Origin of the sequence: Photobacterium aquae (genome assembly GCF_001029445.1) — a bacterium.
GTDB lineage: Bacteria > Pseudomonadota > Gammaproteobacteria > Enterobacterales > Vibrionaceae > Photobacterium > Photobacterium aquae.
Window position 1 is genome coordinate 47791 of the sequence record NZ_LDOT01000013.1, and the last position, 13569, is coordinate 61359.

A 13569-nucleotide genomic window follows, 5' to 3' on the forward strand; every position below is an offset into this window, starting at 1 on the left:
CTCCCCTTGCCTTATCTAATCCACGATAAAGGTATTGTTATTAAACAACTGGCTGACGATCTCTGCCGAAGTTGACCCCGTATCCAGTCCTAGCCCAGCCACATCAATATTTTCCAAGATAATTTGCTGGGAACTGGCTGCGACTGTTGCCACATCCAACTGTAATGACTGCGAATCAGCCACAGTAGCTGCAATGTTATTGATTAAACGATCAAGGTCACTACCGCCATCATCGGGGAGTATTTCTGCGATATTCAGCTGATCCAGGCCAATTTCCATATCCTTGACAGTATCAACACTTGTTGCACCGGCAGTACCGACATCGCCCACCTGCCAAACAAAAATATCAGCAGCACCATCCCCCGTACCATTAAGCTCCCCACCCCATAATTGATCGTTGCCCGCACCACCAAATAACTGGTCACTGCCGGTGCCACCAACCAAGATATCATCAGCCAGCCCACCAAAAAGTCGCTCATTAGCACTACCGCCAACGACCAGATTCTCGCTATCTGAGTCCCCCGCACCAATGTCATTGCCAGTGGTGGTCAGGTTATCCATCCGAATCCCGATAAGCAGCTCTGTCGACTCCGCCTCGCTGCCATCACTTTCTTGTGAGATCCCCACTACAGTCAATGTATTCTGCCCCTCAGGCAGATCAGCGACAAACACCCCATCCAGCTCGCTTGCCGCAACACGCCAACTACCATCACCGTTATCCACACCGACATTAGCCCCGCTAGTATCCACTAATCGGCCATCACCCAAATTACGCACTTCGACAAACAGCGCCTCGTCGGCATCGGCGGCGCTCACCGCTAGCCCCAACAAGGGCACCAATATTCCCAACGCTGCGCGCGTATCTGCCATTTGCGGCACTGTCAGCGCCAAGATCGGGGGCTCAGCTTTAGGGGTCACCGTAATATTGATCGTTGCACTTGCCTGCTGCGGCCCACCCGCGCCGACATTACCATTGTCGTTCGCCGTAACAGTAACACTATCCTCTCCTTTGAAATCCGCGACGCCCAAATACGTCACCCCAGCCGCCAACGCCGTATTGATATCCGCCAAGCTACCATCTAGAGTCACAGCTCCTGTACCGTTATCTGTTATCGTTACGCCTGCGGTATCCGCAACGGTCAATGTGCCGTTTCCAGCAGTCAAACTAACTGTCATAACACCACTGGAACCTGCCTCATTGAAATCAACATCTGATACCGCAATTCCGCTAATCACCAGCGCCGTATCTTCCTCTGTCGTCTGATCCGGGACATCGCTGATAACAGGCGGATCATTAACTGGGAGTACGGTAATCGGCACATCGTCGCTATCTTGCAGCGGCCCTCCCGTTCCCGTATTGCCTTGGTCATTGCTGACCATCTGAAGGCTGTCATCACCATTGAAATTAGGATCAGGCTGGTAATTAACCCCTGATGAAAGCAGCGTATTAAGCGCCGATAACGCGCCTTCCAAAACCAAACTATTGCTTCCATCCCCGGTCACCGTTATCCCGGCCAGCGGCGAGCCGGGCGGTACCAACAAAATCCCGTTCGCTACGGAAAGAGTCACCGTCATTAAGCCTACGCTAACCTCATCAATATCAACATCGCTCACCTGCAAACTGTTAATCAGCAGCACACCGTCTTCATCGACGGTAAGCGAAGCCGGTACCTGGTTGACCGGCGCATCATTCACCGCGTCGATATCCAAGGTAATCGTGACAAATGCCGCAATCGGATCAGGAGCAACATCTGTTTGATCCACAGCTCGAATTTCAATATCCAGCTGTCCGTTCCAATTGTTACTATTGGCATTACCGGGAACAAAGACCAGCTCCGCCAGATCCGAACTGGCCACCGTGACCAACCACACCCCGCCGCCTTGATCACTCACACTCCCTGCCACCCCTGCAGGCAAGGCAATCTGACTGGAATCAGGCACATTACTCAGCTGAATCTGCAAGGTCTCGGGAGGATTTTCTGTCACATTGGTCGCCGTGCCGGTATAGCTATCGCTGTTGTCCAACGCCTGAATATTAAGGATAAGCGGAATATTTTCATCTTCAGTACCAGACGCTGTTGGGGTGACATCGGTATCAACCCGATCGGCAATGGGATTGACCACGACATTAAACGTTGCAGTATTTTCTTCAGGTAACTCGAGACTGTCCTCTTTCGAGAACACCACAATCCCGAGCTCAACCGAACCACTGAAATCCTTAGGGGGGATCAAGCCCAGCCCAGACAGATCAAACGTCGTGCTGCCCACGGGAACGGCGACGCTCCACTCCCCGCCACCGTTATTGGCAGCGCCATCGATAATAAAGCCCTCGGGAACATTGACGATTTTGATCGACACAATGGACTCTGAACCATCAATATCAACCACCTGACCGCTGATCCCGGCAAAACTTATCGCCCCACTGTCCTCATCCCCAACAATAGGGTTTTCCAATCCGCTGAACTCCACCTCGTCGTTAACAGCAATCACCTCAAACACCACATTACCGCTAAAATTAGCCGTATCTGTCTGAACTGCCGCCCCGGGCGTCTGATCATATTCAGCGGTATCAACAATGGTCAGCGCCACCGAAAGACTCACTTCACCACTGAAATCTTGTGGTGGAACATAGCGAACATCAGCTAGCTGGGTAATATCGGTAATCGTCAGGCTAGTTACCTGCTCTCCAGCAGCATTGAGCAAAAAGCCCCCAGCACCGCCCACATCAATGACCACCTGCTGTAAGGTTTCCAGCCCTTCAAGTGTCGTGGTACTGATATCAGCGACAGTGGCAGTAATATCCAACACTATCGTACCATCCTCATAGGCGATCCCGGGATAGACAACCTCCGGCTCTCCGTCTTCTGCTGGCTGCCTGTCGGCATCGAGCCCCTGTGTCTCTACAACCGTAACTCCGATATCCGGTGCCCGATTAGGGTCACCTGTCCGGTCCGGCACATCAACGACAGGATCAACCCGGACAGGAATGGTATCCGTCACCTCCTTGGTATCACCGCTCGCCACATCGGTATTGACATATTTCACATCCAGCAAGAAATCACCGGCAAAATCCTGCGGCAAGTTGAGGCTGATACCGGTTAAATCCAAACTGCCATCTGCTTGCGGCGTTACCTTGATGACGTATTCATTGGTTACGAAATTGAAATCCATTCCAGCAATCGTCGCCCCTGAAGGCAGGCTGGCCGCACTAATCACCAATGAGAATTCATCATCGGGAATATCGCCACCCGATGTATCCAGACTGACAATCTGGTTCAGAAAGCCCCCCAGCGCAACAACTGTATCCTCCTGTCCAGTTACAATTACATTCTGGTCAACCACTATCTCCGCCGCCAGTTGATCGTTGAGCACATTGTTCTGAAAATCGATGGTCAGATTGCTAGTCACCTCAACAATGGCACTGACATCACCGTCATCACTCAAATCCTGAACTTCTGCCGCCAGCTGAACCGTCACAGTATCGACAAATCCTTCCGGCGCCAGAATCTGAATGTCATCCAAACTCCCATTCGGTACGGTCCAGCTCCCGTCACCGTTATTGATCGCCCCGATCACCACAAAGGCCACATCAGGATCCGGAAAGGTGATCACTATCGACAGGATCACCTCGTCACTACTGGGATCGAGATCCTCAAACACAATCTGACCATCCGACCCAGGCCCCCCAGTCAAATTCAGGCTGCCGTCAGGCGAGACAATGTTCTCGACAAATTCCGTCCCTCCCGGCAGCAATACCCCAAGCTCCGCATCCGGCTCGACAACGGCGCGAATAATCACATTCAGCGTGCCGTTAACCACCTTGGTATCTGTGGCTGGCGAGTCCACGTCCGTTTCGCTGACTGTCACTTCAGTGGTAATCGCCGTCGGCCCCGTCAAATTAAGATCTGAATCAGGCGGTGCCAACAATTGCAATTGTGCCCCTGCTAGCAGTTCGGCCAGTTGAGCCTGAGTAATCGTCACACTGCCTGTTGCATCAATGACCAACGGGGTAATTGTCCCGCCATTATCGATCTGCAACTGGTAACCCGGCTGAATATTTCCCAGCACCAAATTGGTGATCACCTCCTTGCTGTCAGTCAACGAAGGTTCCCAGTTTAGGGGGATGAACGCATCTTCCAGCCCATTGCTCTGGCGGGTATAGTCCCCAGCATCCACAACAGGCTCGATATGGATCACCAAATCAAACTCGAACTCCCCCTGATCACCGTCGTTTTCGGTCACGATAATACTGGCATCCAGCACAATATCTTCAGTGCTGTTCTCCGGTGGGCGGATCGTAATTGCCACCGGCTGGCCGGGCGTGCCGATATCTTCACCGGTTAGCTTCACCTCATAGCGCGGCAGCCCGGTGACCGGATCGAAACCGACAAAGACCAAGGTCTGCTCATTGCCCTCGGCATCAAAAATGCGGGTTCCGTCTGGAATATTGGATAAGACAAACGTCAGGGTTTCGGAATCATCGAGTGGCGCATTGATTTTCTCGCCTGACACCAAGCTAAAATCTAGCACTGCCGCATCATCTTCATCAATTGTCGTCTCGATCCCCGGGTTGGGGCCACCAACAATATCGGTCCAATTACTGCCGCCAAGCTCAAAGTCCGGTTCATCCACCACCCCGGTCAAGGCGACTTCTATGAACTGGGCCGGCGTCACCAGCACATCCTCAACCGTTGTGACGGTGCCATCCTCAAGGGTGATATCAACTACATCCTTTACGACCCCTTCCACCTTGATGGCAAAATCAACATTGCTCTCCGGCACGGGGATCAACTGAACTTGATCCAGCTCTTCATACAGGATTTCATAGACCCCCGCCGAATCGGGCACCAAAGCGACCCCATTCTGAAGCAACTGCGCCCCGACCGGTAATTCAGAAATACGCACATACAAGGTTTCAACACCAAAATTATCATCAGTGTCATCCAACTCGGTCAGCTGGATCAAAGGAGCCAAGGCGATCGCTTCATCTTCCAGCGAAGACACCCGCTGCACTTTGAGCTGCGCGTCATCGGCCACCGGAAGCACGTTCACCAACAGGGTTTCCGCCGTCTGCGCCGTTTCAAATGCAGGGACAAAATGCCCCAGCTCGCGACTTTGGGCCGTTAATGTCAGGCGTATATCTCCGCTGAAATTATCAGCCGGATCCAAGGCGACCGAAGAGGCCGAAGCAACCGGCACTTCAAAAACCCCCGGTGAAACTTCCGTGATCCCATCCCCGATAATCTGTCCTTCGCCTTCGGTAATGGTTATGAAATAGGTCAACACCTCAGAACCGTCAGTATCTTGCAGAAAAGCCTGAAAAGAATCGGCAAGGCTGATATTCGGCCCATCTTCAAGCCCGTCGCCGTAATAAGTCACGGTATTGGCCGCAAACGCCGGGGCATCAGCAATACCCAGAACGCTGATGGACAGCGTGCCATTTTGCAAAGGATGGTCAGCCCCGTCAGTGGTCACCACTTGGGCGGTAACAGTGAAGTCGAGCAAGTTGCCGGGCTCGGCAAAGGTGGAGTAATCGGCATCGGGCACGAAAGTCACGCCCTGAAGATCAAAATTGCCGTCGCCATCAGGATCAACAAAGGCAGCTGGGGGGATCTGCACCTGCCCCCCCGTCGGGACTAGCAAAGTACCATTAAGATAAAAATCACCATGCGGCTCAGACGGAAGCACAATGAACACCTCGCCAATCTGCTCGCCACGATCCCCGTCACCGATATCAATCGTCATATTAACGGGGATCCCCTGCGTCGGATCCCCTATTGTTTCATCCGGATTTCGTCCCTGATCTTCAACCCCCTGCGATTCCTGTACCACCAGTGTCGGCTCTTCGTCAGTAATGGTGATTGTCAGCGTGCTCTGGCTGATATCGTTATCGCCATCCGTCACCTCATAACCTAGATCCACGACAATTGGTGCTTCGCCGTGATCGACATCCGGCAAAGAGACGAAAAAAACCTGCCCTTCAGCACTAATATGAAGTTGACCCAGTAACTGGCCGCTTTGGTTGACGTCAAAAATAAAGAAGCCCTGCGCATCAGGTGTTCCGGTAAGGGGCTGACGTACCCCGTCTATCACCACCGCCGTTACAGCAGCATCATCTGCTCCTTCCTGTGATACCGTCAATATATCCAATGTCGCTGTTGTACTGCCTTCCTCTATAGCCTGAAATGCTGCATCTACCGTCTGGGGAATATCGTCATCCACCGTTACGGTCAAGGTCGCCGGTGCGCTACTGTCACCATCTTGATCCAGCGCCGTTACCACAAAAGCCAACGATAACTGGGTATCATTCTGGGGCTGAACATGATCCAATGCCCCCAGCAAGGTAAAGGTGAAGTTACCATCAGCGGCAAAAACCAAAATAAAAATCGTGCTGCCGTTAACCAGCCCCTCATAGCGGTTGTCTGCGGTATTGAACACCAAGATGACCTGATCACCACCTGCTGTCAGAGTGCCCGCATTGGCATTGTTGAATGCGGTCACATCCACTTGATAGCCGATGATTTCATCCGAACCGCTATCAAAGATTATCTGCCCGCTGGCTGCCTGCTCATCGCCTGACGGATTCGAACCGGGATGAAACTCCCCGCCCGCGTCAATATCGCTTTCCTTGACCAGCAGCGCTGGGATCGCCTCGATAACTGGGTCTTGCCCATCGCTGATTGTGGTTGTGATCAAGGCGGGTGACTGGAGCGGATCACCATCGGTATCACGGAGCTGAAGCGGCAAATCAAAAACCAAGGTATCGTTAATTTGACGAACCAACCCGGTATTGTCGGTGCCATTATGATCCAGCGGCTTGAACTGGGTAACCGTCACCGAAACATCGACATCCTTGCTGCCAGTGACCTGCACCGCACTCACCACGGCAGTCAAAACCGTCTCGCCACCGGCTGCCAACGTAAGGGTATTCCCGGCCCATGTTGCCGTTACCGCCAATCCGCCTGCGGTGACCTCGCTGCCAAATTCCGCCAACAAGGGGGCCAGCTGAGCAGGATCAATAACCAATGAAGCAGGATCAAGACGATCCACACCCGCACCAACGCGGGTTACCGTTGCTCCTGACACCGGATAAGGCTGATCACCTTGGCCCGGACTCAGATCCCCCTCGTTAAAAGCAATGGCACTGGTATTACCGCCCGCAGGATCCACACCATCCTCGACGGTTACAGTGATCGTGCCCGTCGCCGAATCACCGTCACGATCCTCTACCGCAACGCCCAACACCAAGGTATTCAAGTTCGTCGCCACATCTTGGTCAAGAGGCTGGCTTTGTGTGACAGCGTAACTACCATCAAGGGCAATCGTCACTGTCAGTACCTCAATGGATGGATCATCGGCACGCACTAGCGTGATTCGGTTTCCCGCCACCGTGACATCGGTCGCGAAACCATTGCTTGTCAAGCCATCAAATGCCGGTTGACTAGGCTGGAATATCAGGGAGATGACATCGTCACTGCCGGGGATCACCGCGATATTGCCGCTTCCCGACACAATACCCTCAGCCCCCTCGTTTAACGCCAACCCTGAATCAGCACCAAATGCAGGATTATCACCATCGGCCACCGTGAGCGTCACCGTCCCGCTATTAATATCCCCATCATCATCGACAACCTCAACATTGAGTGGCAATTCGATGGTATCACCATTGAGGTGATCCAAATTGTTACTCAACGTCACCGTATACGTCCCCGTAGGGGTCATGACCACGGTCAATACCGGTTGCCGGTTACCGTCGACAACAATAAAGGCATTAAGTGTACTGCCGCCGACAACCTCGAACTGAACAGGCACCCCATCACTCAACAGGGAATCGAATGCCGTTTGCTCGGTCAGGAAATTAATCGCCGCCACCGCATCGCTACCGACATCAACGCCTATCTGGCCTTGGGTCGGCGAATTCAAATCTGCCGTTTCATTGAGAGCCACACCGCTATCAGCCAGCAACGCCGGTAACTCGCCATCAACCACGGTGGCCGTCGCCGTCACAACAGTCGCCAAACTATCGCCATCAACATCTTGGGCAGTCACCGGTAAGCGCACCACGATTTCATCGCCGTTAACTGCAACAAATCCGCTGTTATTGCCACTCTGATTGTGATCAAGCGGAGCCGATTGGGTCAGCGTCAAAGCCAATTCCACGTCTTGTCCATTGGCCGCCTGAGTAGCCAGCAAAGTGATCGTCAACACTACCGTGCCATCAGCCAACTCACCCTGCAATATGCCTGAAGCCGGATCATAGCTGAACACCAAAGCGAGACCGCCCCCCGAAGTCAGCTCGGCTTCTAGTTCGGTCAAAATAGCAGTCACATCTGCCGGATCAATCTGTACCGATTCAGGCACTAAACGATCGGCTCCTGCCTGCAATAATTCCGTTTGAGTCGCTGATATAGGATAACCGCTCGGTTCAAGATCCGGCTCGACCACCGTCACCTCGACCGTATTGCCTCCCGGCGGATCATCGCCATCCGTCACTGTAACCACGATTTGCCCCGGAGCCTGATCGCCATCATTGTCAGTGACGACAACATCCAGCGGCACTTGTAAGCTTTCACTGTTGCCGTGATCCAATGTCCCGCTCAGGGTAACCGAATACTGGCCATCAACCGCCAATGTCACCACCAAAACGGTATTGCCTAGCCCATCCACCAAGCTGATTTCAGAGCCGCTAGGCGTTCCGCCCACCACCAGACTCACCGGGCTGCCATTGCTGGTCAGATCCAAGGGCGGTTGAATAGCAGCAAATAACAAGCTGGCAATATCGTCACTGCCCTTATCAATGGCAATCGTCCCGGTAACAGCCTGACCTTCGTCTTGCGTTTCATTAACGCTGACCCCCGAGCCCGATTCCAGCGCCGGGAATACCCCATCATTTATCGTGACTGCCACGCTAGCCGGTTGCACCAAGGCATCACCGTCGCTGTCCGTCGCCTGCAACGGCAAGCTCACCACAATTTGCTCGCCATTGGTGGTGATATAGGGCGAGCTTACTGTCGAATCAAGGTGATCAAGCGGCTGCAGTTGGGTGGTCACAACCGAAACCGCAACATCATTGCCATTCGCAGCCTGTACAGCTGTCACAACAATACGCAAAACGGCACTGCCATCAGGCAAGTTGGCCACAAGTAAACCAGATGCTGCATCATAGCTCACGGCCAATGCTTGCCCCGCCGAACTAAGCGCCGCCTGCAAATCGGCAATAATTGCGGTCAGCTGAGCGGGATCAAGCGTCACGGAATCCGGCAGCAGGCGATCGGCCCCGGCCACCAGTATCAACGTGGCTGTCACGCTTTGCGGATACTGGTTGGGTTCTAAATCCGGCTCTTCCATCTCAACGGCCGATGCTTCCCCGCCAGCAGGATCACTGCCGTCCTGCAAGGTCACCACAATCTGGCTATCGGCAGAATCGCCGTCGTCGTCGGTCACCCGCACCGCGATGGGCAGCCGCACCAGATTGCTGTCCACTGGCTGATCAAACGCATCAAATTGGGCAACCTGATAGCTACCATCCAAATTGATAGTGACCACCAGCAAACTTGCTCCCTGACTATCAGTGACAACCAACTGATTCTGCTCTATCCGATAATCAACAGGGCGGCCATTGCTACTCAACCCACCGATAATCGATGCCAGCTCGCTGGTATCCAAAAACACCACGCTCGAGACCGCATCACTGCCCACATCCACCGGATTGCTTCCGTTGGCCTGCGATACTAGCCCCGGCGGGGTATTATCCGGATCCGTGACCGCCGCCCCGCTATCCTGCCCCCATGCCGGGAACACCCCGTCATTGATCGTTACTGTCAGCTCGGCTGGCTGATCCAGAAAATCACCATCGGTGTCATTGGCTTGTATCGGCACCAAAATCACTATCTGCTCGCCGTCAACACTCACATAACGGTTATTGGCTCCGTCCGCGAGATGATCCAGCGGGCGCAATTGAACCAAATCCGCCGTCACCGAGATCCCCAACCCATCGGGGCTCTGCACCGCCGTCAGCGTCAGGGTAACGACAAGTTCGCCACTGGTCGTTGCTCCTGATAGCACCCCGTTCGTCGCATCGTAGCTAAAACTCAATGCATTGCCGCCAGTACTCAGAGATTGCGTCAGGGCAGCGAGCAAATCTGCCAACTGCAGCTCATCAATCATCACCGTTGTCGGATCCAGCCTGTCGATTCCCGGGGCGATATCGATAATGTCTTGCCCGGTTCCGGGATAACTATCAGGCTGCAAATCAGGTTCGGTAATCGTAATTGCGCCCGTTTCGCCCCCCGGTGGACTATTGCCATCAACAATATTGAGCACAATGCTGCCTGTTGCCGTGTCGCCATCGAAATCCGTGGCAACAACCGCCAACTCAAGCACCAGTTCCGCACGGTTAAGCTCATCAATTGGCTGCATTAAATTGACGACATAGGAACCATCAGTATTGATAGTTACAGTAAGTACCGACTCACCACGACTATCCACCAGCAACAGCTGGTTGCCGTTAACAGTCAACGTGGTGGCAAAACCATTGCTGGTCAGTCCCTCGAGATCGGGCTGCTGCGGGTTGAATACCAAGGTATTGATTTCATCACTGCCAACATCCAAGGGGATAGCCCCTGCCAACTCGACCCCCAGCGAATCAGCCTCATCAATCAAAGTACCGGGATCCGAACCAAACAGCGGATCAACACCGTCAATAATTGCACTGGCTATAACAATCGGGCTATCCAAGGCATTGCCAGCCAAATCAGCCCCTTGTATCGGCAGGGAAACCGTAATGACATCATTAATATTTGATACCAAACCACCCGATGATGCGGAAAGATGATCAAGGGGTCTATCAAGCTGGGTGGTCACGGTCACATCGACATCCCGCCCAGTCGAGTCAGCGGTCAACTGAAAGGTCACCACTACATTATTGCCTGCGCTTGTACCGACAATAGCATTGCGTGCGGGATCAAATTCAAAATCAATAGCTTGACCACTGGAGGTCAGCTCAGCCTCCAATTCCGCCAAGAGTTCGGCCAATTGCTGAGGGGCAAAAGTAAACGCTGCGGGATCTAACGGCAGCGATGCGGCGGAAACTGTCACCATCACAGAAGACGTAGAAGGATAGGTATTGGGCTGAAAATCGCCCTCAGTCAGGACCATGCTCCCTGTTTCTCCTCCCCCGGCAGCAAACAGCGGTGGCGGATCATCGGGCTCATCAAATTCTTCGCGCTCATAGCGCGTATCAAAACCTGCCTCAGTCAGAGTACTGTCGCCGTCGTACTCGACCACCACAAACCCACCGTTGGCGGTTTCGCCAGCACCAATACCGGCAGCGGGTGGCTCGAACAAGGCTGTTGGGTCTTCCCCTGCCAGAATCTGTGCTTGCAGGCTCTCAAGCTCTTGCGCCGTCAGGGCATTGGCAAACTGTTCGGCACCATCGGGAAAGGCCTCGGCCGCCAGAGGATACACCACCACGTCATCGCCTTGAGCTCGGCCTGATACCTCCGCCGCTTCCGCAAGCAAAGCCCTGCGCTCGGCATCACTCGGGGCAACACGCACACAGGTAGGACATGGCCAATCGACCAGCTCCAACTTGCCGTTTTTCATAACGACATAGAGGGTTCCGGGATCAGCAAAAACAACGGCACCTGCAACAGGCACCTCAAGTTGATAACCTGCGGGAACAGCCACCACCTCACGATCGGGCAATGTGACAACTGCCGTCCCCTGTTCAACCACCACCACTGACGAATCCGATCCGGTTTGCGCCGAATCAGCAGACGAGGAAGCAGACCACGGTTCAGCCGCTGCCGTCGGCTGGATAGAGGGAGATTCAGCCATATAGAACAACTCTTCTAGCAACCTAAGCCAAAGCCTGCCCTTAGTTTTACCGCCAAACCTATTCCTACCGCTGGCGCGAGCAGTGCCGATATTCCTCCAGTCTAGTCTCAACAACAAGCCAGCCATCACAAACCATAAACTGTTCTCAGGTTTGGGAATTCCCAATCTCGTTACGCCAAGGACAGTTTTGCTCCTCTACGCTTTCCCTTGCCCCCATCCGTTTAGCAGCACTATTAGCTAGCGGCAAACGCTCAATCACAGGCAAATAGCGATACCCAATTACGTTTAAAGAGGTGCAGCGGACACAGCAGTATGAAGACAAACAGACAGCCCGACCATGACCCAGCAATTGCACCTGAGCATCGGGCATTCGTCCCGAGCGAGCATTATGCGGTGCTTCTCCTGCCAGAAAAGCGATCGCGGCTTCTGGTGTGGGTCATTGCGGCCTTTTTGATCTCGGCAATCCTATGGGCGGCCAATGCCAGCCTCGAACAGGTGACACGCGGTGAGGGTAAGGTGATCCCCTCCTCGCAGCGGCAGATCGTACAAAACCTCGAAGGGGGAATAGTCAAAGCGATTCTGGTTAGCGAAGGCGAAACCGTAACGGCCGGACAACCACTGCTCCAACTTGACGATACCCGTTTTCGCTCCGATTACGCCGGTCAGGGTCAGGATCTCATCAGTCTCGAAGCCGATAGCATCCGGCTCAACGCCCTGCTTACGAGTATCCGAACCCGCCCAATCGACAAATCACCGGGATCATTGTGGCGAAAATCGGTCATCGTCACGCCTAACGAGCTGGCGTTTCCCAAAAACTTGCAAGAAGGCCATGACAAATTGCTCCAGCGCCAACGAAATGAATACCGCGACAAACTGGCTACCTTGGGCAACCAGCTCGATGTGATGGCTCAACAGATCCAGCAGCGATCCCGCGAACTGGATGAAGCACGAGCCCGCCTTGCAAATCAAAAACAGAGCTACTACCTTGCCAGCGAAGAGTACAAAATCACCAAGCCCCTTGCCGACGAAGGAGTAGTGCCTCGGGTCGAGCTGCTTAAAATCAAGCGGCAGGTCAACGATACCCGCCGGGAAATGACGTCCACCGAGCTACAGATCCCAGCCATGAGGGCGGCCCTGAACGAAGCCATCTACAAACGGCTGGATATCGCTCTCAATGCTCGCTCAGACATTCAGGCCGAGCTCAACCAAACGGCCGACAAGCTAGATAGCCTACGCCAAACCCATGTCGGACTTGAAGACAAGGTATCACGTACCTTGGTGACCTCTCCGGTCAACGGCAAGATACAGGCCATCCATATCAACACCTTGGGAGGCGTTATCCAGCCAGGAATGGATCTGGTCGAGATCATACCCACCGAAGACAGCCTGCTGGTGGAAGCCAAAATCGCCCCGAAAGACATCGGCTTTCTCCATCCCGGCTTGAAAGCCACAGTCAAATTCAGCGCCTATGACTTCACCGTCTACGGCGGATTATCGGGCACGCTCGAGCATATCAGCGCCGATACCCAGATCGACGAGGAAGGCAACAGTTTCTACCAAATCCGGATCCGCACCGACCAGCACGCATTTCAAGACCGTCACGGCAAGCCATTGCCAATTATCCCCGGCATGCATGCTGTAGCCGACATCATTACCGGCCATAAAACCGTCTTACAATATTTACTCAACCCCGTGCTCAAAGCCCAGCACACGGCACTCAGGGAGTAACCT

General features: G+C 53.7%; 2 protein-coding genes. One reads left to right on the forward strand and one right to left on the reverse strand.

Annotated elements, in window-relative coordinates; genetic code table 11:
* Positions 1-15 precede the first annotated feature (15 nt).
* Entirely contained in the window at positions 16-11838 is an 11823-nt protein-coding gene (locus ABT56_RS11170) for a retention module-containing protein (RefSeq protein ID WP_047878955.1), read from the reverse strand.
* A 312-nt stretch (positions 11839-12150) separates the two neighbouring features.
* Here ABT56_RS11170 and ABT56_RS11175 point away from each other — a divergent pair, with 312 nt between their 5' ends.
* Positions 12151-13566, forward strand: coding sequence for an HlyD family type I secretion periplasmic adaptor subunit (locus tag ABT56_RS11175; protein WP_047878956.1), 1416 nt, complete (start codon positions 12151-12153; stop codon positions 13564-13566).
* Positions 13567-13569 lie beyond the last annotated feature (3 nt).